We start from the raw sequence: 22,877 nt of genomic DNA, 5'->3' as shown, positions 1-22,877 counted from the left end.
CGCCTGGGCCGTTGTCCGATGCAGGGCTTGGGGTTCCAAGTGCCCGCTCAGGAGACGTTGTTCGCGGGCGCTGAAAGGCCGATCTGAGCCAGTTCTGGGGCGATATTCGTTCCCTGGGTCGGACATGGCGGTCAAGGAGAAACACCGGAAGTCGTCGGTCGTCTTGTTGCGCCCCGAATTCATGGGCCCATCGCGAAAAACCTCGTACAAGGGGCGGACCTCGAATTGAGCATGCGTGGAAATGGCTGTCATCGGTCCGCCCTCGGCGCCGGAGCGCCGAAATTATGCGGGATCTGTCTGTGGCATGCAATCTGGAGGGAGCGGAACCGCGCAGGCGTGAGCGGTTGAGCAGAGGGGGAGACGGCCGACGGCGAACGGCCGGCCATGGACCAGGGCTCGTTGGATGGTACGACCGGGCGAAGGGCATGAGACTCGATGGACGAATACCCGCCGATATCGGAACACGGGCTCATCGGTGATCTGCAGACGGCCGCGCTGGTCTCCACCGAAGGAACGATCGACTGGTTCTGCAGCCCACGGTACGACTCGCCCAGCATCTTCGGAGCGCTGCTCGATCGCAACAACGGTGGCCACTGTTCGATTCGGCCGCGGGTAGAGTCGTACGCCAAGCGCCAGCACTATGGCCCGGACACCTGCGTATTGGTCACCAGATTCCTCACCGAGCAAGGCGTGGGCGCGGTGATCGATTTCATGCCCCCGGCTTTGACGGGCAAGCCCACGAAGAATCACCGCCTGGTACGTCTGGTGCGGTGCGCGCGCGGCGACATCACGTTCGACATCGAGATCGCGCCCCGCTTCGACTACGCACGCGAACCACACGAGGTCACCGCGACCGCGGAGGGGTGGGAATTCGCCGGTAGGCATGAGCGTCTGGCGGTCCACGTCGTGGATTCACTCGGCAACCAGTGTGTGGGCGACGGGCGGATCCGCGAGGGCTCACTGCACCTGACCGCAAGACTGAGGGCCGGTACCTCCGGTGGGGTTCTGCTGGAGACCGCCCCGGACGGGCCGCCCCGCATCATCTCACCGGAAGAGTGCGACGGGCTGCTGGAAGACACGGTGAGGTATTGGCAGGACTGGCTGGCGCACTCTCGGTACACGGGTCGGTGGCGAGAGATGGTCAACCGTTCCGCGATGACACTCAAACTCATGACCTACGCCCCCTCCGGAGCCATGATCGCGGCCCCCACGACCAGCCTGCCGGAACAGATCGGCGGCGAGCGCAACTGGGACTACCGCTATGCCTGGGTCCGCGACACCACTTTGTCCCTGCATGCTCTGCTCGGGATGGGATTCACCGAGGAAGCTGCCGCATTCACGGACTGGATGGGTGATCGTGTCCGGGAGCAGGGCGGTGTGGGAGGGCATCCGCTGAAGGTCATGTACCGGGTGGACGGTTCAGGAAATCTGTGCGAGGAGTCGTTGGACCATTGGGAGGGGTACCGGGCCTCTGCTCCGGTGCGCATCGGTAATGGCGCCGCCGACCAGTTGCAACTCGACATCTACGGGTCCGTGTTGGACTGCCTCCAGCATGCCGACCAGCGTGGTCTGCAGACGAGTTTCGTCAACTGGCAGGCGCTGACGCGCATCGTGGACTGGGTGTGCGACAACTGGGAGCAGCCGGAGGCGGGAATATGGGAGACCCGCGGTGGAGACAAGGACTTCACTTACGGGCGGGTTGCGACATGGATCGCTCTGGACCGGGCCATCCGGATGGCAGCCGCGAGAGGCCGCCCGGCCGAGCTCGACCGATGGATCCGCCACCGTAATGCCGTCTACTTGCAGGTGATGGAGCGTGGCTGGAGTCCGGAGCGGGCCGCTTTCACGCAATACCTGGGCAGTGACGTCCTGGACTCCTCGCTTCTGGTCATGCCGGCGGTGGGGTTCATCGCTCCCCAGGACCCCCGCTGGACGTCCACGATGGAAGCGATAAAGAAGGATCTGGTGTCCGACAACCTCGTCTACCGTTACGATCCGGCCGCTTCCCCGGACGGGCTGCGTGGTTCCGAGGGCACCTTCTCGGCGTGCACCTTCTGGTATGTCGAAGCCCTGGCTCGGGCGGGTCGGGTGCGAGAAGCCCGGCTCGTACTGGAGAGGATGTTCACGTTCGCCAATCATCTCGGTCTGTACTCCGAGGAAATCGGGCTGACCGGCGAACAGCTGGGCAATTTCCCCCAGGCCTTGACCCACCTCACACTCATCAACGCCGCACTGACACTGGACGCGTACCTCGATGACGTGGGCGTGCCGGTCGTCCCCCGTACATCACGGTTCCCGGGGCCGTACTGGGTGTCCGCCCGGTGATCCCGGCCGACGCCGCCGTGGTTCCTCGAACCGCATTGGAGATCTGCCGTAGCCATCGGTCGGGGTGCGCGTTGCGTCCGGCGGCAACGGGAATGAGTTGGAGTGCGGTCACCGGCATCGTCACACTTTCGCACTGTGGTCGAAGGTGACTCGGTGGGCGGCACCCCCGTCCCACAGGACCCCGCTCACTGACCGGAAAGCAGGTGGTCAGGGGCGATCCAGACCCCACGTCTGCAGGGCGAAGGGCCGCCCCTTCTCCTCTCCCCTGATCAGCGGCACGTCGAGCAGTGTGAAGCCCGCCTTGACGGCGACGGCGACGCTGGCCGAGTTCTCCGCCTCCAGCTCCAGGATCACCTGCTTCGCAGCCAGCTCGTCGAAGGCGTACGCGGCCATCACCCGCACCGCCCGTACCGCCAGCCCCTGGCCGCGGTGGGCGGGCCCGACAGCATAGCCGAGCTCCGTACCCTCGGGGGCGCGCCGGAGCATCACCTCACCGAGGGGTGCGCCGCCGTCGACGGTGATGGCGAGCAGGATGGCCGTGCCCTCTGCCCGCAGCTGCCGGTCCCGGTCCAGCCGGGCGCGGCCGGCCGCTTCGTCGAAGGGCGAGACGATCGGTGTCCAGTAGGCGATGTCGGGGTGGTCGAACAGCTCCGGCATCGCGGCCAGGTCCGCCTCCGTCCAGTCACGGAGGACGAGACCCTCTCCCGAGAGTTCGATCCTCTCGGGAAAGGACGACGTGGTGCTGCTCATGGTGGGTGACCTCCCTGGCTTGTTTCAGGACGAGGCAGCATAACCGGGGCGGCAAAAGGCACAGCGACAATTTACGGTGGCGCTCCCGAGTACCGGCCGGCCCGGGAGCCGGCTTCTAGCAGACCGTCCTTGCCCGACACCCCGCCCACCGCACCTCAGCGGTTTGCCGAGGCCGTCGCACCGGGTCAGGACGTCGGACCGCTCATATCGCCGGACGGTAGAAGAACGTCCTCCGTTCACTGATGAGCCCATCGGTGATCCAATACCAGTCCGCGAACCTCTCCACGAGGCTGTCTCCCGAACGGGAAAGTCCGGAGAACTGCCCCCAGCAGCACGCCTGGTCCCCGCCACTGAGGCAGCCGTGGATCTCATGTCTGCCGTGCGCGACCACACGTTCGTTGCGGTAGAAGGTGGTCAGGGAGGAGATGCCGCAGATCGGCGGGTATCCGGGCCGCTCATAGCGGACGGACTCGGTGAACAGGTGGGGTAGGGCGTCCCAGTGCTCGTCGTCGATGACGGTGAACAGCCGCTGGACGAGGCGCTCGTGTCCGGCCATGTCGCTGTCTCGGGCCTCATGCCGCGGGAAGCTGGTCTTCGCGGGACCGGAGGTCCTGAGTGGTGAGGGAGCGGTGTCCACCACGCTGCAACTCCTTGAACCAGTCGATGAAGTGGTCCGTCACGTCGCCTTTGGTGTCCTCGACGATGGCGATCCCGGTGAGCTGGAAGTGCCCCGTCTCCGCCAGGGCGCCGACCTGGATGTGCTCGTTGACCTGCCAGATGATGGTGCCGCCGACACTGCCGTTGTTCTTGCGCTTCACCACCACGAAGGAGATGGGGTACTTGGCCTTCACGGCGTCCAGGGACGCCTCCTGGCCGGGGGCGTTGGCGGTGAGGCCGACGATCCGCCGGTAGTGCTCCAGGTAACTCGGCTCTATGGAGTCCGAGAGGAACAGCGACCGGTCGTCGAGGACGTCGAGGGAGGGGAGTTGAATGAGCCGGTGGTAGACGGCGCCGTGCAGGAGCCGGTTTTCGATGCGGCGCAGATACGCCTCCTGCAGTTCTTCGATCGCCGGGTCGGAGCCCTGCTGGAACACCTCGACGAACGAGTTCACAGCCAGGATCTCATCACCCTGACGTGCCTTCTCGACGACCTCGCCCGCCTTGCGGTACAGGGTCCTTGCCTGTTCGAGGTGTCTTGCCTCGGTGCCGCGGCGTGCCGGGTAGTAGCGGATCGACGCGCCCGTGCGATCCCGGAACTCGTCGAACGACTCCTCCATGCTGTCGCGCATGCGATGCAACTCTGCACGGGTGAGCTGTCCTTCGCGGGCCGTGTCGGACGACGTGCCCATGGTGGCGTAGACCAGGAAGGCGAGCAGGACCAGCACGCCGATGAGAAGGCCGGTCTGGGATGCACTGATGCCGTCGCCGAGCCAGTCCTGGAAGATGTTCAGTACAGCGGCGAACGGAATGGCCGCCAGGAACGTGGCGATCAGCCGGATCACACGGAGCCGTACGGTGCTGCCCTCTTGCTGACCGTCCGGAGACGAGTTCCCCCGTTGTGTGGCCATGGCGCATGGTTCCTCTCGTCAGGCGCTCTTGTGTCCTCATGGGTCGGTGTTTGAGGGGGTGGCAAAGTCAATGTCCTGTTTAGCAGTGTGCGTTCAGCACTGGGAAGTCCCGTACCTGGGCGGGTGGATGACCACATCCGGCTCAAGAGATGTCGTCATGACGGAGCCGTGCGTTCCTCTGGTCCGCGGCAGCGCGCAGACCCGTCGGCTCCGGGCGCGACGGATGGGTCCGCCCGGCATCCAGCTTCAAGGAGTGCGGGGTATCCGGTCGCGGTGCGCTTCATCGCTTCACCTCTTGACGCGACTGGTTCAGACCTTTAAGTTCACAGGTCACCAACGCTCCATGAATGCGCTCAACGTTCAGCCTGTTGAACTCAGCTCCACGGCTCCCCCCACCATCAGCCGTACGAGAAAGGCTGGAATCCCCATGGCCGTGCCACCCCCCACCTCACCTCGCAGCGCACGCGGACCAGTTGCGGTCACCCGCGCCGTGCTGCGGCTGGTCGTCCTGCTGGCAGCCCTGCTCGGTCTGTCCGGTCCGCCCGCGCAGGCGACGACACAAGCGTCCCCGTTCAAGGTTCTGGCTCTCTACAACGGCACATGGGACGCCGCGCACATCAGTTTCGTGCACGAGGCGAACGACTGGTTCCCCCGGCAGGCGGCGGCGAACGGATTCACCTACACCGCCAGCAACGACTGGAACCTCCTCGCCAACGGCGGGGTCAACGGTTACCAGGTGGTGCTCTTCCTCGACGACCTGCCGCAGACCGCTTCACAGCGAGCCGGCTTCGAGCAGTACATGCGCAACGGCGGGGCGTGGATGGGCTTCCATGTCTCGGCCTTCACCACCGACGCCTCGAGCTGGTCCTGGTACCACAACCAGTTCCTCGGCAGCGGAAACTTCAAGTCCAACACCTGGGGACCGACGACGGCCGTCCTGCGCGTCGAGGACCGCACCCACCCGTCGACCGTGAACCTGCCGTCCAGTTTCACCTCTTCGGTCAGCGAGTGGTACAGCTGGTCCAACGACCTGCGCCAGAACCCGGACATCAAGATCCTGGCCTCCGTCGACCCGAGCAGCTTCCCGCTCGGCACCGACCCCAACCAGACCTGGTACAGCGGCTATTACCCGATCCTGTGGACGAACACCAAGTACCGGATGCTGTACGCCAACTTCGGCCACAACGCGATGGACTACGACACCAACACCACCCTGTCGTCCACCTTCGCCAGCGCCACACAGAACCGGTTCGTGCTCGACGGGCTCAAGTGGCTCGGCGGAGCGGGCGACACCCAGCCGCCCTCCGATCCGATCTCGGGGACCGCTTGGTACACGGTGCGGAACACCGGGAACGGCACCTGCGTCGACACGCGTGCCGCGGCCACCGCGAACGGTACCGCCGTCCAGCAGTACGTGTGCAACAACACCGGGGCGCAGCAGTTCCAGTTCCAGGCCACCGACGGCGGGTACGTCCGTATCGCCGCCCGCGGCAACCCCCAGCAGGTCGTCGACGTCACCGACCGCTCCCAGGCGGACAACGCCCCACTGCAGCTGTGGTCCTACGGCGGCGGTCAGAACCAGCAGTGGCAGCCGGTCCAGGAGACGGGCGGGCGCTACCACTTCGTCGCCCGCCACAGCGGCAAGTGCATCAGCGCCGCCTCCACCGCGGGCAACAGCATCCAGCTCACCCAGCGAACCTGTGACGGATCCGGCGCGCAGAGCTTCCAGCTGACGGCGCAGTGAGCCCGCTGCGCTCTCCCCTCCTCGGAAGGCCCCCCACATGACCCGTTCCCAGTTCCTCGCGACGACCGTCGTCGCGGGTCTCGTCGGCACGCTGGCCGTGTTCGGCACCGGCAGCGCCAACGCCGCCAACCCGAAGGTGGCGCCCGGCGGGAACTTCGACCTGTCGATATGGCAGCTCCAGGAGCCGGTCGGTTCCCCCGGGTCCCCGACCACGATCCCCTCGTCCAGGCTCCAGGGAGCCAACGGGTACCAGGACGACTACTTCTACACCGACACCCGCGACGGCGCGATGACCTTCTGGGCGCCCGAGAAGGGCGTCACCACGCCCAACTCCAACTACGCCCGCTCCGAACTACGGGAGATGAACCGCGACGGCAGCGCCGCGAACTGGTCGCTCAGCGGCACGCACCGGATGAGCGCCACTCTGCGCGTGGTGTCCGTGACGTCCAACGTGTGCGTGGGGCAGATCCACCTGGGCACCGGGGGCTCATCTACCAAACCGCTGCTCGAGCTCTACTACCACTCCAACGGCGACATCGTGCTGGGCACCGAGAACTCCCCGTCCGGCGGTCAGACCCTGCACCCGGTGGGACACGTGTCCATCGGCAAGACATGGACCTACACCATCGGCGTCTCCGGCGGGAACACCATCGACCTGACGGTCAACGGCAGCACGACCCACTACGCCATCCCTTCGTCCTTCAAGCCGTACAAGCAGTACTTCAAGGCCGGTTCCTACAACCAGTCGTCCTCGGACAGCACCACCAAGGGGGCCCGGGTCGGCTTCTACGGTCTGACCGTCTCCCACAGCTGATCGGCCGCTCGCGGCGCGATCATCCGTCTCTCCTGTCCTCCGCGCAGCCTGTGGGGCGTTCGCGGCACCGCGGCGCCCCACACCGGATCACCGCACGCCGGGGAGGGGTGCCCTCGGCCGGGATCCGGGGTACCCGAGGTGACACCTCGACGAAGGAGCGACATGACCACGTACGTGATCACCGTGCCCGGCACCTTCACCGACTCGCTCGCGGCCGGGCGGCGAGCCGAGCTGGCACGAGCACTGCGTCCGGCCGATCCACGGCGGACCCAGCTGGGGAACGAAGAGGATCTGGACGTGTTGAGCGTCAATGAGGACAACACCTTCACCATTCGCCTCACCGTCGAGGCGGAGAGCGGCCCTCATGCGGAGGAGAACGCCCGGCACCTCGCCGACTCCGCCCTGCGCGCCGCAGGGCTGGACGAGAACAGCGCCCCCCTCGGTCCGGCGGTGATCACGGGAATCGACTCGGACATCTGAGGCATCCGCGGCTCAGGGCTGCCCCTCGCGCCCCGTACCGTGCGCGGAGGGCATGCCCGGAACATCGCGGTGAGGTGTCGAGCGGCGGCGAATTGCCCGGACCTGGCATCGGAAGGATCATGGAAGACCCCGCAGGGGTCGCTGAGGGATCCACCCGTGCCAGTGAGGAACGCGAAGATGCCCGACCCGACACCGCCGCGCACGCCGACGACGGCCGAGGAGCCGGAGCCGGGGTCGATGGAGCAGGCTCTGCCCACCTCCTTCAGCGTGCGACTCGGAGTGCTGCTGGCCGTGGTGGGCGGGTCGCTGGACGCGTACACGTTCGTCAGCCGGGACGGAGTGTTCGCCAACGCCCAGACCGGCAACATCGTTCTGCTGGGCGTCGAAGCCGCAAAGCGGCAGTGGTGGCAGGCCCTGCAGCACGTGCCGCCGGTTCTCGCCTTCCTTGTGGGCGTTGTCGTCGCCGAGTCCCTGCGGCGGCCGCGCGTGGTGGCGGTCGTACGCTGGCCCGCCCGCAGCGCCCTCGTCCTGGAGATCCTCGTGCTGATCGGCGTCGGGTTCATCCCGGGCCGCGCGCCGGACACCCTGGTGACCGTGCTGATCGCGTTTGTCGCATCGGTGCAGGTCACGAGCTTTCGCACACTGGTCGACACGGCGTACAACACCACGATGACCACGGGGAATCTGCGGACCGTGATGCAGAGCGCCTACCTCGCCGTCATGGAGCGGGACAGCGTGGCGGCGCACCGGGCGCGTCGGTTCGCGGCTGTGATCTGCGGGTTTCTCCTGGGAGCGGTGGGGGGCGCCTGGCTCACCGCGGTCCTCGGCACCCACGCCGTCTGGGTGATGTCCGTGCTCCTGGTCATGGGGCTGGCCCTGTTCCTTCATGACGAGCGGGTCCTGGCCCGCCGGGTCGCGGGGCGGGGGTGCCGCCATGCGTAACCGCACGTGCTTCTGCGTGGCTTATCAGCGGCGTGGCTGCCGCGGCTCGATGTGCGCGGGCCAACATAATGGGCCGTTCCGTCTGATCCACTACGGTCTGGAAGGCTTCGCACCATGACGCACCCCGGCCTGCCTCGTGTCAACGGTGTCGTACGTCGTGGTGTGCTGCGCGCCGTGTCGGCCGTCGGAGGGACCGCCGCCGTCGCCGCGCTGGGCTCGCCGTTGCGCGCCGGCAATGTCTCCGCACAGGTCTCAGGCGCGCGGCCGGGGACGCCGCCCGCCTCCCGGATCGGGCCCGCGGACCCGGAGAAGGCGCAGGAGATCCGGGCCGAGTTCCTGCACGCCTGGAACGGCTATCGCAAGTACGCCTGGGGGCACGACGAGGTGCTGCCCGTCTCGGGCGGCTACCGGGAGTTCTTCTCCGGCCGCCATCCCGTGGGCCTGTCCATCGTCGAAGCCCTCGACACACACTACGTGATGGGCCTGGACGACGAGGTCGACCGCTGCGTGCAGTGGATCCGGACCCGGCTGGACTTCGACCTGGACACCGACTTCCACGTCTTCGAAGCGATCATCCGCCTGGTGGGAGGGTTGCTCGCCGGCTACCTCGCCACCGATGACCGACAGCTGCTGGCGCTGTGCGTGGACCTGGCGGACCGGCTGCTGCCCGCCTTCACCAAGTCACCCACCGGCATGCCCTACCGGCGGGTCAATCTGCGCACCGGCGTCGTGTCGGGCTCCAGGGTGCCGCTCGCGGAGATCGGCACCAACATTCTGGAGCTCGGGGTCCTGTCACAGGTCACCGGCGACCCCCGATACTTCCGCGCGGCCAAGCGCGCACTCGCCGCCGTCGTGGAGCGCCGCTCCTCCCTCGATCTGGTCGGTACCACCATGGACGTGGAGACCGGCCGCTGGGTCGATCGCGCGGACATCGGTCCCAATCCGCCGGCGGACTCGTTCTACGAGTACCTGTGGGGTGGCTGGGCGATGTTCGGTGACAGCGACTGCCTGAACTGGTTCCGCGTCTTCGACGCCTCTCTCAGGAAGCACCTCGCGGAGAGGACGGGTGGTCTGCTCTGGTTCAAGCAGGTCGACTTCCGCACCGGAGCCCTGCTGGGGCGGCGCCAGTCCTGCCTCGCCGCCTGCGTCCTGTCGGTCGGCGGCGACGAGGCGCTGGCCGCCGACTACCACCGGTCCTGGACGGCGGTGCAGGAGAAGTACCTCGTGCTCCCCGAGGAGATCGACTACCGCCGCCTGAGCGTGCTGACGCCCGGCAACGCGCTGCGCCCGGAGTACGCCAACAGTGCGTTCGACCTGTACTGGCGGACCGGGGACCCCGTCTACCGGGCCGCCGCCTGGCGCTACTTCCAGAACCAGAAGACGTTCCAGCGGGTCCCAGGCGGCTACACCGTCGTGACGGACGTGACGAGGCGGCCCATGCCGAAGGGCGACTACTGTCCGGCGTACGTCTTCGCCGAGAACTTCAAGTGGCTCTACCTGACCTTCGCCGACGCCGAGCGCTTCGACTACGGCACCGGCTATCTCAGCACCGAAGCGAAGATCCTGCGCGGTCTGCGAGGCCGAGGCACCGCACCCACCGTCACCGGAAAGGCCGTACAGGACGCGTGAATTCCACACGCCCATCCGCGTTACCCGCTCACTTGGCGCGCTCGGGGCGGCGACCAGGGGGTTGTGAGGGTTCCGGTAAGGGGGCCGTCGCCTTGATCGGCCGGACCTGCGGGGCGTCGGGGGTGAGGTCCACCGACTCGCCGTGGTGAATGATCCGAAGGGATTCCCCGCCCACGAGGGTGTACGTGGTCTCGGACTTCGTGATCTCGACACGCAGGCACCGCCCGCGGACGTTGACGGAGAAGGCGAGCCGGTCGAGCGCCTCGGGCAGCCGGGGCGCGAAGTACAGGGACTCGTAGTGGTGGCGCATGCCACCGAAACCGGAGACCAGCGCGATCCAGGAACCCGCCAGTGAGGCGATGTGCAGTCCGTCGCGGGTGTTCTTCTCCAGGTCGTCCAGATCCATCAGCGCCGCCTCGCACAGGTAGTCGTAGGCCAGGCGCAGATGGCCCACCTCGGCGGCGATGACTGCCTGGACGCACGCAGACAGCGAGGAGTCCCGCACGGTCAGCGGCTCGTAGTAGGCGAAGTTCCGCGCTTTGTGGGCGTCGTCGAAGGCGTCGCCGCGCAGGTACATCGCCAGCACGAGGTCCGCTTGTTTGATCACTTGCTTGCGGTACAACGCGCTGTACGGATAGTGCAGCATGAGCGGGTAGTCCTCGGGGCGGGTGCGGGAGAAGTCCCACGCCTCGTGGCGGGTGAAACCCGCCGACTGCTCGTGGATGCCCAGTGCGCTGTTGTAGGGCACGGCCATGGCCTTGGCCGCTTCGCGCCAGGCGGCGATCTCCTCCACGTCCACGCCGAGTTCGTCGGCCTTCTCGGGATGACGTTCGGCGGAGTCGGCGGCGGCCTGCAGGTTGGCCTGGGCCATGAGGTTGGTGAACGTGTTGTCGTCCGACAGCGCGCTGTACTCGTCGGGGCCGGTGACGCCGTCGATGTGGAAGTGCCCCTGGGAGTCGTGATAGCCGAGGCCTGTCCACAGCCTGGCGGTCTCCACCAGCAGTTCCACGCCTGTCTCGCGCTCGAAGTCCCGGTCGCCGGAGACCGCGACATAGCGCAGCACGGCATGGGCGATGTCGGCGTTGATATGGACGGCAGCGGCTCCGGCCAGCCAGTAGCCGGAGCACTCCGCCCCGTCGATGGTGCGCCAGGGGAAGGCGGCGCCCGGCAGTCCCAGCTGGCGGGCCCGGGCACGGGCCGTGGGCAGGGTGTCCTGGCGCCACTGCAGCGCCGCCGTGGCGCTGCGGGGGTGTGTGAAGGTGAGCACGGGGAGGACGAAGGTCTCCGTGTCCCAGAAGGAGTGCCCGTCGTATCCCGAACCGGTCAGGCCCTTGGCCGGGATGGCCCGTTGCTCGGCCCGGGCGGCCGCCTGCAGGACGTGGAAGAGTGCGAATCGGACGGCCTGCTGGATCTGCGGGTCGCCGTCGACCTCGACATCGGCGTGCTCCCAGAACTCGTCGAGAAAGGCGCGCTGCTGGTCGAGCAGGCCCTGCCAGCCGACGCTGCGGGCGCCGGCGAGCGCGGCTTCCACCTGGTCCCGCAGCGAGGGCATCGAGCGGATCTGGGACCAGCCGTAGGAGACCATCTTCTCCAGCCGGAGCGTCTCTCCGGGCTTGAGGTCGGTGATGATGGTGAACCGGGCGACGTCGTCGGAGCTTTCGCCGGCCGACTCGATGGGCTCCGGGCCCAGGACGTTGTGGTCGGCGGCCGCGGCGACGCGCAGACCGCTGCGTTCGGTCTGGTGGATCAGGCGCAGCCGTGCGCCGTTGTTGTAGTGCTCCTCGCCCCGGAGAGGGGATTCGAGGGCTGCTGCGACCCGTGGATCGCCCTCCGGGTGCGGCAAGGGCTCGTTCGCCACGAGTTCCGACTGGACGACGAGGCGGACCTCCTCGTCCAGTGGCTCCACCTCGTAGGCGATGGCGGCGACGGCGCGATGGGTGAAGGAGACCAGGCGGGAGGAGCGCAGGCGGATCCTCTTGCCTGCGGGCGAGGCCCACTCGCACACCCGGTGCAGGACCCCCGCTCGCAGGTCGAGCATGCGTTCGTGTGAGAGCAGTCGGCCGTAGCGCAGGTCGAACTGTTCGTCGTCGACCAGGAGCCGGACGAGCTTGCCGTCGGTGACGTTGATGACCGTCTGACCGGACTCGGGGTAGCCGTATCCGGCTTCGGCGTAGGGGAGGGGATGCACCTCGTGGACGCCGTTGAGGTAGCAGCCGGGCAGTCCGTGTGGCTCACCCTCCTCGAGGTTGCCCCGCCAGCCGATGTGTCCGTTGGACAGGGCGAACACGGATTCGCTCTGGGCCAGGACGTCCCAGTGCAGGCCGGTCTCACGTACGCACCAGGGCTCGACGCTGTAGGCCGGATGGCTGATCACGGGCGCTCCTCGAGCAGTTCGGCCAGGTCGTCGACCACGGTGTCGGCGCCGTGTCGGCGCAGGGCGTCCGCCTGGCCGACTCGGTCGACGCCCACGACATAGGCGAAGTGGCCCGCCCGTCCGGCGTCCATGCCGGCCAGGGCGTCCTCGAAGACGGCCGCGGCGGCCGGTTCGACGCCGAGATCGTGGGCGGCGGCCAGGAAGGTGTCCGGATGCGGCTTGCCGGGGAGCCTGCGCTCGACGGCGACCACTCCGTCGATCCGGACGTCGAACCGGTCCTCGATGCCCACCGACACGAGGATGTCGCGGCAGTTGGCGCTGGAGGAGACGACGGCCGTGGCGAGACCGGCCGCGCGGACCGCTTCCACGTAGCGGACGGAGCCCGGGTAGGCCTCGACACCCTGTGTGTGGATCTTCTCCAGCAGCAGGCCGTTCTTGCGAGAGCCCAGACCGTGCACGGTGTCCCGTTCCGGAGGGTCGTCTTCCGTCCCTTCGGGGAGTTCGATCCCCCGCGAGGCCAGGAAGGACCGGACCCCGTCGGCGCGTGGCCGCCCGTCGACGTATTCGTCGTAGTCGGCGACCGGATCGAACGGCCGGAATCCCGGGCCTTCCCGGCGCCGGAGGAAGTCATCGAAGGTCTCCTGCCAGGCGGCGGCGTGCACCACTGCTGTCTTGGTCAACACCCCGTCCAGGTCGAACAGGCATGCGCGCACGGTGTCTGGAAGGCCCAGGTTTTTCATGTTTTATGGTTGCCCGCTCCGCTGCTGCTCCATTCCCGCCGGTCGTCCGGCAGGACGGTCGCTGCGGCCGGTTCATGGCCCCTTCCCGGCGGCCGTAGAGGTGCCTACGGCGATCGATCGCGCGCAGGTGCGGGTCCGCCGGACGGGCCGATCGGGTGAGGCGGTGGCCGCGCACTCGATTCCGCGAACGCGCCGACGTGGCCCTCGCAGGCATCCCGGAAGCGCCGCGGGAGCGTGTGTGCGCAGCGGTTCGCTCCGGTGCGACAAGCGCCGGTCGTCACCCGTTCGGCCGGGCCGTCGAAAAAACCTGTGCGACGGCGATGAGTTTGGGCGAAGGTAAAGGTCTCCCCATGCGTAGCCCAAGCGCGCGGAAGGACTCAAGCATGAGCACGCAGGCATCCGGCCTGGCGGTGGAGACCGCAGGCCTGGTGAAGACGTTCGGTGAGACCAGAGCCGTGGACGGAGTGGACCTCGCGGTCCCCGCCGGCACGGTCTACGGAGTCCTCGGCCCCAACGGGGCGGGCAAGACCACCACGGTCAAGATGCTCGCCACTCTCCTCAGGCCGGACGGCGGTGAAGCGCACGTCTTCGGCCATGACGTCGTGCGCGAGGCCGACGAGGTACGCGGCCGGGTGAGCCTCACGGGGCAGTACGCGTCGGTGGACGAGGACCTCACCGGCACCGAGAACCTGGTCCTGCTGGGCCGCCTTCTCGGGCACGGTAAGAAGGCCGCACGACATCGTGCGGGTCAGCTGCTGGAGACCTTCGGGCTCACGGACGCGGCCGCGAAACAGGTCAAACACTACTCGGGCGGCATGCGACGCCGCATCGACATCGCCGCGTCCATTCTGAGCACGCCCGATCTCCTCTTCCTGGACGAGCCGACGACGGGTCTCGACCCACGGAGCCGCAACCAGGTCTGGGACATCGTGCGCGCGGTCGTCGCCCAGGGCACGACCGTGCTGCTCACCACTCAGTACCTGGACGAGGCCGATCAGTTGGCGTCGCGGATCGCCGTCATCGACAAGGGCAGGGTCATCGCCGAGGGCACCAAGGGCGAACTGAAGGCGTCCGTGGGAGCCGGATCCGTACATCTGCGGCTGCGGGACCCGGACCAGCGCGCCGAGGCGCACCAGGTGCTGAGGACGGCGCTGGCGGCCGAGGTGCAACTGGAGCCCGACCCGGTGGCGCTGACCGCCCGCCTGGCCGCGGAGCCAGGCGACGGCGCCGCCGACCGAGCCGCCCGAGCCCTGGCGGAACTGTCCAGGGCAGGGATCACCGTCGACAACTTCTCCCTGGGGCAGCCCAGCCTGGACGAGGTGTTCCTCGCCCTGACCGGGCACGACACAAAGGACGAGGTGGCGGCATGACCACGGTCACGAGCACCGAAGACGGCAAGGAACTCGCCCCGGTCAGGACGGAGTCGCTGGCCGCCCTCCTGGTCACCAGGGAGCGGCCCCCGCGGCCCAGTTCCCTGTCGACATCGCTGACGTTCGGATGGCGCGCGATCCTCAAGATCAAGCACGTGCCCGAACAGCTCTTCGACGTCACCGCGTTCCCCATCATGAACCTGCTGATGTTCACCTACCTCTTCGGCGGTGCGCTGGCAGGGTCGCCCAGCGAGTACATCCAGTTCGTACTGCCGGGCATCCTGGTGATGTCGGTCGTGATGATCACGATGTACACGGGAGTCTCCGTGAACATCGACATCGAGAAGGGTGTCTTCGACCGATTCCGCTCACTGCCGATCTGGCGGCCGTCGGCAATGGTCGGCTATCTGCTCGGCGACGCCCTGCGCTACACGATCGCGTCCGCCGTCATGCTCACCGTCGGTCTGGCCCTCGGCTACCGACCCGGCGGCGGCATCGGGGGCGTGCTCGCCGGGATCGCCCTGCTGCTCGTCTTCTCCTTTGCCTTCTCCTGGATCTGGACCATGTTCGGGCTGATGCTGCGAACCGAGAAGTCGGTGATGAGCGTGAGCATGATGGTGATCTTCCCGCTCACCTTCCTGTCCAACGTCTTCGTCGACCCCAGGACCATGCCGGGCTGGCTGCAGGCCTTCGTCAACAACAGCCCGATCACCCATCTGGCGGCCGCAGTGCGCGGGCTGATGGCGGGGGACTGGCCGGCCGGCGAAGTCGCCTGGTCGCTGGGGTGGGCGGGGCTGTTCCTGCTGGTCTTCGGTCCGGTGACGATGCGGCTGTACAACCGCAAGTAGGCGGTCCCTCGACCGGATTCGCGGCGGCCGTCGCGGGCTGGGCATCGGGGGCGTGGGTGGCGCGCTGCGGCATGCACCCAGAAGGGTTGCACCCGGTGCCAGGACGTCGTCACGCTCACACGACTGCGGGCGGCCGCCGCCACAAGTGGGCGCCCACCGCGGCGACGAGCAGGATCACGCACCCCGCGAGCACCAGGCCGGCGTCCGCCACTCCCAACGCCTTGGTCAGAGCACCGACTCCGACCACGGGAAGTGAGATCCCCACATAGGCGACGACGAAGAACGCGGAGATGGTGGCACCACGATGCATGTCCGGGGCCGCGGAGCTCACCGCGGTCAGGCCCGCCCGGAACGCCATGCCCTGTCCCACGCCCGCGATCACGGCCCCCACGACGAGCACCGGCAATGACTGCGACAGGAGGGAGGCTCCTACCAGGAAAAGGCCTACGACGAGGATGAGGCATCCCAACGGAAGGGCGTTACGGGTGCCCACGCTTGTCATGAGCAGTTGTCCGCTCGTGGAGGCGCAGAACAGGGAGAAGACGACGGCCCCGACCACCGCCAGATTGTGTTCGCCGAGTGTCTTGGCGAGGAAGTCGGGGGCGACCGCCGTGAACAGGCCGAGCACCGCGAAGCCGGCGAAGGCCGAGAGAGCACAGGACGCGAACACGCCACGCACCTCGGGCGGGATCTTCACGCCCTGTGGCCGCAGCGGGGGCCGGGGGCCGCTGTGGTGCACCGTCTCCGGGAGCAGTCGGGTCATCGCGAACGCCACCGCCAGCAGCGCCAGGTGGACGGCGAAGGGCAACGTGAGCGGCCAGGGGGTGTACTCGGCGAGGATGCCGGCGACCAGGGGGCCGAGGCCGAGGCCGCCCATGTTGGCGGCCGTAGCCGCGAATCCGGCGCGGGCCCGCCGTTCCTCGGGAGCGAGTTCGAGGACGGCGGCGGTGCCGGTGCCGCTGAACAGGCCCGCGGAGAAACCGGACAGGACGCGGCCGACGTACAGCAGTGGCAGACCGGTCTCGAACAGGAAGCACACCGCGCTCAGCGCAGACAGGCCGATCGCGAGGAAGAGGACCGGGCGTCGCCCCACCACGTCGGAGAGGTTTCCGGCGATCAGCAGGGCGCTGATCACGCCCAGCGCGTAGACGGCGAACACAACGGTCACGATCAGTTCGGAGAATCCGAGCTCTTCGCGGTACAAGCCGTACAGCGGTGTCGGCAGGGTGGTGCCCATCATGCCCACCGCGAAGACGGCCGCCGCTGCCACGTACCCGGGCCGGGGGGCTCGTGACCGGTGTGGGGTGTCACGAGTGATCACGTCTCATCTCACCACAGCTGTCCGTTGCGGTGCGGCAGGCGAGGTCGCCGGAACGGCCGTGCCCCTGTCCGGTGAGGGACCGGGGCACGGCCTATTCCGTTGTGTCGCACCCACATCGCCGGCGGTGGCCTTTGAGTCGGCGTGCGGCGGCCGCCCTCCTGAACGCGGTACGGGTGCGTCAGCCGGCCGAGTCGAGATGCTCGACGAGTGCGGCGCGGAAGGCGTCGGGCTGGTCCAGATGCGGTCCGTGGCCGGAGTCGGGGATCACCACTTCACGGTAGTTGCCGTAGGTGTCGAGGACCGCTCGGGTCTGCGACACCATCGGCTGCGGCGGGAACACCTCCGCACCCGGCCAGCCCGGCACCGCACCGATCGACCCCAGATAGGCAAGGTCGTACAGCGAGGTGTCCGAGACGATGACGTCGTCGGCGCCTCGAAGCCAGAGCACGGGCGGCTTGGGGTCGACCGAGGACAGATCGGGGATCCGGAAGTGGACCGGCGCCATGGTGTTCAGCACGCCCCGGTCTCCGGGTGCGATGCCGGGCCATGCCTCCGTGGTGGCGACGGTGCCCGGGTAGTGGTCGTCCCCGGTACGTGTGGACAACATGGAGGCGACCAGCGTGTCCAGATGCTCCGGTACGAACGGCGGTTTGACGTAGTGCGCGAGCAGGACCTGGCGCGGGGACAGAGCGGACTCCTCACCGGTGTCGCCGGCGGCGAGCCGCTGTATGAAGTCCGGGTTGGCACCGCCCGCGCCGGAGCCCGCGCCGCTCGGATGGCTCAGAGCGCCCTCGATGCCGCGGGTGCCGCCGAAACCGAACGGCGAGACCGGGTTCACCAGGGTCAGTGAGGCGATCGCCGTCGGCTCGTCCAGCAGGTACTGCAGCAGCACACCACCGCCCATGCTCCAGCCGACCAGGTGAGCGGGGGCGATGTCCATGGCGGACACCAGCGCGGCGAGGTCGTCCGCGTAGTCGGACAGTCCCCGGGTGGCGTCCACCGGTTCGGGGTCGGTGGCGCCGAAGCCGCGCAGATCCACCGCCAGCGGGCGGAAGCCGTCCGGCAGGGCGAGCATCGTCGTCTGCCAGAACAGGCTCGAGGACACATTGCCGTGGACGAACACGACCGGTGTACCGGTTCGTCCGTCCACCTCCAGCACATTGACGGTCAGTCTCTTGGTGGTGATCCGGCGTGCGCTGACGCCGGGCAGCAGGGTGGTCATTCTGGTTCCTCTCTCAGCCGAGCCAGCTTGCGACCTGTGACTCGACGGCGGGGTACCAGCCGAGTTCGAGATGGTTGGCGCCGGCCACCAGTGCGGTGCCGGCCACCGTGCCGATGCCTGTCCTGGACAGCGCGCTGCTTTGGAACACCACTCCGTCGCTGGGTCCGCGGTTCTCGTTGTAGATACCGACGACCGTGGGGGATCCCCCGGCCAGCAGATACGTCTGCACCGATGCCGGAACTCCCGCCTGCTGGATCCGCGAGATCAGCGAGCCGGCGTCGATCGCGGCCTGGATGCCGGGACCGGCGGTGTAGAAGCCCTGGCCGCCGTAGTACGTGGTGTACCAGTCCTGTTGGGTCTGGTCGATGCCGTAGGTGCCGTCGAAGCGTGCCAGCATCTGCCGCTGCCCCGGATAGCAGTCGTACCCTCCGCTCGGCACGAACGAGAACTCCGGATGGTGGGCGTAGACGCCGTAGCACGTCATGTACGCGTGCGGTGCGGGGGAGTTGACACTGCCGCCGCACTCCGGCCAGATCGAGAGGTCGTGCGCCCAGCCGTGTGCGAAGGGGTAGTCGTAGCCTGCGTTGGGGCCGCCGAGCGTGATGAGCTTGCGTACGTCACCGGCGTAGGCGCGGCCCCAGCTGGGCTTGACCGACGACACGTACATCCGCGCGGACATCTCGCCCTTGCTCCAGCCGACAAGATCGACGCTGGACACGCCCAGTTTGGCCTTGATGATTGCGACCGCGTCGCCGACCTCCTGGGCCTGCATCAGGTTGTCGCCCTCCTTGTGCGCGAACCCGATGGCGAACACCCGGTACCCGGCGTGGGAGAGGTACTGCACCATTCCGGTGCTCGGGCAGCTCAGGGCACCGCAGCCGAAACCGCCGGACTCGCCGGGATCGGCCCATGCCCGGTCCGGGTTGTCGTTGGCGCCGTGCACCAGCAGGACGGGTGTGGCCTTCGGGTTCGTGTTCCAGCCGGGCGCGTGGTAGAGCAGGAATCTCCCGGAGAACGGTCGTTTGACGTTGCCGAAGTACGTCAGACGCTGTCCGTCCTGGTCACCGCGACCGTCCGGCGGGTAGCTCTCCTGAGTGAAGCCGGGCGTGGTGTCCAGGTACCGCTCCACGGTGGACCAGCCGTTGGCGACACTGGAGTAGGTGGCCTCCAGGGAGAGGTAGGAGGGTACCGCCGCGTGGGCGGGGGCCGGTGCCACCAGCGCGCCGAGTACCGCCGCGACCATGACCATCCATAAGCGACGCATACGCATGGAGATGCCTTTCTGGCTACAGGGTTTCGGCGACCGAGGCGGCGCCGTGCGTACCGAGCAGGATCGTGTAGTGGTTGCTGCCGTCGACGGTGCGCACCGGCATCCGGGCTGCGATGGGCGCCGGGTCCTGGTAGAGGCCCGGCAGGGCACCCAGCATCCCGAACTCGGCGCGCAGGAACTGCACTTCGTGCCGCAGCCGGGCCCATGCTCCGGCAGCGGCGCCACCGGTGTACAGGTCGACCGAGTCGTCCCTGACCGCGTCGGCCGAGGCCTTGCTGCGCAGTTCGCCCGGGTCGCCCGTCAGGTCGTAGTCCACGTAGGCCTCCACGGCCGGTGACCAGTCGGCGAACGCCGGGTGCGCGCGCCAGTGGTCGCGGTAGGCCTCGCGGTCGTTGAAGCGCATGGTCAGCCGTGCGGCGGCGGGACCGATGACGGCGGCGAGCTGCTCCTCGGGCGTCTCGCCCGGCGGTAGCGGCAGCGGCGGGCCGCCGTCCACGAGAATCAGCCGCTGCACCCGTTGCGGATGGCGGTCGGCGAGCACCAGAGCGACGAAGCCCCCCATCGAGTGCCCGGCGACCACCGCGTCGGCGCATCCCAGGGCATCCAGTACGGCCGCACAGTCGTCGGCGTGCCGCGCCATCCCGTACGGGCCGGGCAACGCGCTGCTGTCACCCCGTCCTCGGAGGTCCGGCGCGATCAGCAGGGTGTCCTCGGGTAGTCGCTCGGCCACGAGCCGCCAGGCCTGGTGCGAGGAGGTGACGCCATGGACGGCCAGCACGGCCCGGCTGCCGCTGCCCCACAGCCCGACGGTCAGCTCACCGTCCGTCATGGGCACGGACATCCGCCGATACGCGGTCATCGGGCACTCCCGTCGCCGCTCAGGTAAGCGGTGCCGCTGATGTGCGCGGCGTCCGGGCAGCGCGGGCGCAGAGCCGCCGGGGAGACCTCGGGCCGGTCGCCGAAGCTCCAACTGCTGGGATCGGTTCGCATGTTCAACTCCACGATCTTCGATGATGGGCCGCAGGGTGGGAGACCTCGGACGGCGCGCGACCTCGATCGGTGCCGCACGGTGCATATGGGCCATGCCGGTCAGGCAGTGAGAGGTCTCGTGCGGTCCCCTCCGGCGCCCTCACTCCTGGACTCCGAGGATCCGTGCCACGACCGAGGCCGTGTCGGCCAGTACGTTCTCGGGCACCGGCTCGTTGTCGTGCCAGAGCACCCATCGCATGCCGACCATCTCGCCGAGACCCATCAGTGCCCAGGCCATCAATTCCGGTTCGCCGGGCGGGATCTCACCCGAGTCCATCGCGGCGCGCAACCGCTTGGTGTACCCGGAGACGATCCGGTCGTAGTGCTGACGAAGCTGGTGAGGTGCCACGAACTCTGCCTGCCGCATGATCCGGTAGAGCCCGGGGTGATCGGCGACGAACGCGAAGTAGGCGGCGAACCCGGCTCGTTCGGCGGCGAGCCGCGAGCCGCCCGACTCGGACGCCGTGGTCATCGCCTGTCGTACCCGGCGGTTGAGGTCGTCGACCAGTTCCTCGAACAGCTCCCGCTTGCCGGGGAAGTAGATGTAGAACGTTCCCTGCGCGACCCCGGCCGCCTCCGTGATTTTCACGATCGACGCGTCGTGGTATCCCAGTTCCACGAACACCGTCTCGGCCGCGTCGAGGATGCGCTGGCGCGTGCGGTTGCCCTTCGCGCCGAGCCGGCGGCTGCGGTCGGCCGTGGTGCTCATCGTGCCTCCCTGGCCATCTTGCGCAGCACGTCCCGGCGCACCTTGCCGAGGCCGGTGGTAGGCAGGCTCTCCACCACGGACACCCGGGCGGGCACCTTGAAACCGGCCAGGCGCTCCCTGCACCAGGCCCGCAGGCCCTCCTCGTCGACCGTGGACCGTGCCACCACGAACGCGACGCCGACCTCGCCCCATCGCTCGTCCGGTATGCCCACGACCGTGGCGTCGACCACCGCCGGGTGCGTGTGCAGGGCACGTTCCACCTCGGCGGGCGTCACGTTCTCCCCGCCGGAGATGTAACCGTCGTCCAGTCTGCCCACGATGCGGTACCAGCCGCGTTCGTCGCGCTCGGCCAGGTCGCCGGTGTGCAGCCAGCCGTGATGCGGCGGTCCTCCCCAGTAGCCGCCGAACACGGCCGGTCCCCGTACCAGAAGCTCTCCCGTGCCGGGTCCGGCGGCCACGCCCGCGAGCGCGACCTCGACGCCCGGGTAAGGCACGCCCGTCCACCCCGCCGACGCCTTCACGGATCCGGGGGGTACGCACAGCACGTTGGGTCCCGCCTCGGTCAGCCCGTAGCCCTGGCACAGCGGCACACCGCGCTCCCACCAGACACGCGCGAGCGGCCCGGGCAGCGCCGCACCACCACAGACGGCGAGCCGGAGCGACGACAGATCGGTCGCGCCGAAGCAGGCGCTGTCGGCCATCATGCGGTACATCGTGGGCACTGCCATCGTCACGGTGGCATCTGCGAGTCGGCGCAGCGCCCGGTCCGCGTCGAACTCCGGCTCCACGATCAATGTGGCGCCCCGCGCCAGCGCGAGCAGCGGCAGCACGGTCCAGCCACCCGTGTGGTGCTGCGGCAGCAGCTGCACCACCACGTCGTCCGGCCCGAGCGCGGCCACTCCGTCGAGTGCTTCGCCGGTGGCGACGCACATGCGGTGGCTGAGCGGCACGCCCCGCGGCCTGCCGCTCGACCCGGAGGTGTGGATCAGGAGGACAGCCGCTTCCGGATCGACGTCGCCGGATCCCGCTGCGGCACCACGGGGCTGAACCAGCGGCGACAGGACCGGCCGATGTGCGCACCGGCGCACGGCGTCGGCCGCGAGGTCGCCATACCCTGCGTCGTGCAACAGCAGTGCGGGCGTCGCATCGGCGACCAGCGCGGCCAGCTCCGGTGGGCGCAGCCGGTACGACAGCGGCATGAGCACCCGGCCGGCATGGGCGCAGCCGTACAGCAGGGCGATCTGCTCGATCGACGACCGGCACAGCGTGGCAACGCGGTCACCCGGCCGGGTCCGCTCTCGCAACCACCCCGCCCAGGCGTCGGCGTGGGCGTCCAGCTCACGGTAGCTGACCGACTCGTCGCCGCAACGCACCGCGGTGCGCCCGGAGTCGCCTTGGTGCCGCAACTGGGCCGAGAGGTCGGACAGGTGGGACATGCACGCCCCCGGGAGCGGAAGTGGGAAGTGAATCACCTGTCATATTTGGGCCGTTGCCCGGGCGCGTCAAGGGGGAGGCGTACTTCTCATGCGCCGAGTCTGTTGATGTCCCGGCTGTAGAGAATCCGGCTGTCGGTGGTACCCGGACGGGTGAGGGCGAGCATGGCCCGGCCGAGATGATCGGTGGTCGTGGTGTGGCCCGGGGCGACACGGCGCAGAAGCGGGTAGAGCCAGGACGTGAGGGCGTAACCGAGGCGGTAGGCGCGGGTCCTGGAGACCGGCTCCGTGCATGGGCTGGATGTACCC

20 protein-coding genes are annotated in these 22,877 nt (G+C 68.4%); 8 read left to right on the top strand and 12 right to left on the bottom strand.

Annotated elements, in window-relative coordinates:
* The first annotated feature begins 435 nt into the window (after nucleotides 1-435).
* Nucleotides 436-2,325 (top strand): glycoside hydrolase family 15 protein, encoded by a 1,890-nt coding sequence (locus ADL25_RS23900; protein ID WP_059129856.1) that lies wholly within the window; start codon nucleotides 436-438, stop codon nucleotides 2,323-2,325.
* Between the two features lie 207 nt (nucleotides 2,326-2,532).
* On the opposite strand, the gene ADL25_RS23895 is transcribed toward ADL25_RS23900, so the two are convergent.
* The 3 genes from ADL25_RS23895 to ADL25_RS23885 form a co-directional block, all read right to left on the bottom strand.
* On the bottom strand, nucleotides 2,533-3,075 hold the full coding sequence (locus tag ADL25_RS23895; RefSeq protein WP_059129855.1) for a GNAT family N-acetyltransferase: 543 nt from the start codon (nucleotides 3,073-3,075) through the stop codon (nucleotides 2,533-2,535).
* Between the two features lie 202 nt (nucleotides 3,076-3,277).
* A complete protein-coding gene (locus ADL25_RS23890) occupies nucleotides 3,278-3,631 on the bottom strand; it encodes a nuclear transport factor 2 family protein (protein WP_059129854.1) in 354 nt (117 codons plus the stop codon).
* Between the two features lie 16 nt (nucleotides 3,632-3,647).
* Nucleotides 3,648-4,643 carry a hypothetical protein gene (locus tag ADL25_RS23885; protein WP_059129853.1) on the bottom strand — a complete coding sequence of 332 codons (996 nt, stop codon included), beginning with the start codon at nucleotides 4,641-4,643 and terminating at the stop codon, nucleotides 3,648-3,650.
* Between the two features lie 427 nt (nucleotides 4,644-5,070).
* On the opposite strand from ADL25_RS23885, the gene ADL25_RS23880 reads away from it, so the two are divergent.
* The 5 genes from ADL25_RS23880 to ADL25_RS23860 all read left to right on the top strand — a co-directional run bounded on the left by ADL25_RS23880 (nucleotide 5,071) and on the right by ADL25_RS23860 (nucleotide 10,252).
* On the top strand, nucleotides 5,071-6,387 hold the full coding sequence (locus tag ADL25_RS23880) for a ThuA domain-containing protein (RefSeq protein WP_059129852.1): 1,317 nt from the start codon (nucleotides 5,071-5,073) through the stop codon (nucleotides 6,385-6,387).
* Between the two features lie 37 nt (nucleotides 6,388-6,424).
* A complete protein-coding gene (locus ADL25_RS23875) occupies nucleotides 6,425-7,201 on the top strand; it encodes a polysaccharide lyase family 7 protein (RefSeq protein ID WP_059129851.1) in 777 nt (258 codons plus the stop codon).
* 162 nt (nucleotides 7,202-7,363) lie between these two features.
* Nucleotides 7,364-7,681 carry a hypothetical protein gene (locus ADL25_RS23870; protein ID WP_059129850.1) on the top strand — a complete coding sequence of 106 codons (318 nt, stop codon included), beginning with the start codon at nucleotides 7,364-7,366 and terminating at the stop codon, nucleotides 7,679-7,681.
* Nucleotides 7,682-7,858: 177 nt separating this feature from the next.
* Nucleotides 7,859-8,623 (top strand): YoaK family protein, encoded by a 765-nt coding sequence (locus ADL25_RS23865; protein WP_199839201.1) that lies wholly within the window; start codon nucleotides 7,859-7,861, stop codon nucleotides 8,621-8,623.
* Between the two features lie 114 nt (nucleotides 8,624-8,737).
* Nucleotides 8,738-10,252, top strand: a complete 1,515-nt coding sequence (locus tag ADL25_RS23860) for a glycoside hydrolase family 47 protein (RefSeq protein ID WP_079050546.1) — start codon at nucleotides 8,738-8,740, stop codon at nucleotides 10,250-10,252.
* 28 nt (nucleotides 10,253-10,280) lie between these two features.
* Here the strand turns inward: ADL25_RS23860 and ADL25_RS23855 are convergent, their stop codons facing one another.
* Both ADL25_RS23855 and ADL25_RS23850 read right to left on the bottom strand, forming a co-directional pair.
* Nucleotides 10,281-12,626: a glycoside hydrolase family 65 protein gene (locus tag ADL25_RS23855; RefSeq protein ID WP_059129849.1), complete on the bottom strand. Its 2,346-nt coding sequence runs from the start codon at nucleotides 12,624-12,626 to the stop codon at nucleotides 10,281-10,283.
* Nucleotides 12,623-13,366 (bottom strand): beta-phosphoglucomutase family hydrolase, encoded by a 744-nt coding sequence (locus ADL25_RS23850; RefSeq protein WP_059129848.1) that lies wholly within the window; start codon nucleotides 13,364-13,366, stop codon nucleotides 12,623-12,625. Before ADL25_RS23850 ends, ADL25_RS23855 begins: the two co-directional genes overlap by 4 nt.
* 383 nt (nucleotides 13,367-13,749) lie before the next feature.
* On the opposite strand from ADL25_RS23850, the gene ADL25_RS23845 reads away from it, so the two are divergent.
* Both ADL25_RS23845 and ADL25_RS23840 read left to right on the top strand, forming a co-directional pair.
* Nucleotides 13,750-14,736, top strand: coding sequence for an ATP-binding cassette domain-containing protein (locus ADL25_RS23845; RefSeq protein WP_059129847.1), 987 nt, complete (start codon nucleotides 13,750-13,752; stop codon nucleotides 14,734-14,736).
* Nucleotides 14,733-15,584, top strand: coding sequence for an ABC transporter permease (locus ADL25_RS23840; protein WP_059129846.1), 852 nt, complete (start codon nucleotides 14,733-14,735; stop codon nucleotides 15,582-15,584). Before ADL25_RS23845 ends, ADL25_RS23840 begins: the two co-directional genes overlap by 4 nt.
* Before the next feature lie 115 nt (nucleotides 15,585-15,699).
* Here ADL25_RS23840 and ADL25_RS23835 read toward each other — a convergent pair whose 3' ends face one another.
* From ADL25_RS23835 to ADL25_RS23810, 7 genes are all read right to left on the bottom strand, one after another.
* Nucleotides 15,700-16,902, bottom strand: a complete 1,203-nt coding sequence (locus tag ADL25_RS23835) for an MFS transporter (protein WP_420711359.1) — start codon at nucleotides 16,900-16,902, stop codon at nucleotides 15,700-15,702.
* A gap of 181 nt (nucleotides 16,903-17,083) precedes the next feature.
* Nucleotides 17,084-18,127, bottom strand: coding sequence for an alpha/beta fold hydrolase (locus tag ADL25_RS23830; protein ID WP_059129845.1), 1,044 nt, complete (start codon nucleotides 18,125-18,127; stop codon nucleotides 17,084-17,086).
* Nucleotides 18,128-18,140: 13 nt separating this feature from the next.
* Entirely contained in the window at nucleotides 18,141-19,397 is a 1,257-nt protein-coding gene (locus ADL25_RS23825; protein WP_063805728.1) for an esterase/lipase family protein, read from the bottom strand.
* Between the two features lie 16 nt (nucleotides 19,398-19,413).
* Nucleotides 19,414-20,256, bottom strand: a complete 843-nt coding sequence (locus ADL25_RS23820; protein WP_059129843.1) for an alpha/beta fold hydrolase — start codon at nucleotides 20,254-20,256, stop codon at nucleotides 19,414-19,416.
* Nucleotides 20,253-20,387, bottom strand: a complete 135-nt coding sequence (locus ADL25_RS51610; protein ID WP_267889274.1) for a hypothetical protein — start codon at nucleotides 20,385-20,387, stop codon at nucleotides 20,253-20,255. The genes ADL25_RS23820 and ADL25_RS51610 overlap by 4 nt, the downstream gene beginning before the upstream one ends.
* 139 nt (nucleotides 20,388-20,526) lie before the next feature.
* Nucleotides 20,527-21,135: a TetR/AcrR family transcriptional regulator gene (locus ADL25_RS23815; RefSeq protein ID WP_059129842.1), complete on the bottom strand. Its 609-nt coding sequence runs from the start codon at nucleotides 21,133-21,135 to the stop codon at nucleotides 20,527-20,529.
* Nucleotides 21,132-22,571, bottom strand: a complete 1,440-nt coding sequence (locus tag ADL25_RS23810; RefSeq protein WP_059129841.1) for a class I adenylate-forming enzyme family protein — start codon at nucleotides 22,569-22,571, stop codon at nucleotides 21,132-21,134. The genes ADL25_RS23815 and ADL25_RS23810 overlap by 4 nt, the downstream gene beginning before the upstream one ends.
* Between the last annotated feature and the right edge of the window lie 306 nt (nucleotides 22,572-22,877).

This window comes from Streptomyces sp. NRRL F-5122, from assembly GCF_001507435.1.
In the GTDB taxonomy this organism is placed as follows: domain Bacteria; phylum Actinomycetota; class Actinomycetes; order Streptomycetales; family Streptomycetaceae; genus Streptomyces; species Streptomyces lannensis.
The sequence above is the reverse complement of the archived record's forward strand: the minus strand, read 5'-3'. Positions and strand labels throughout refer to the sequence as shown.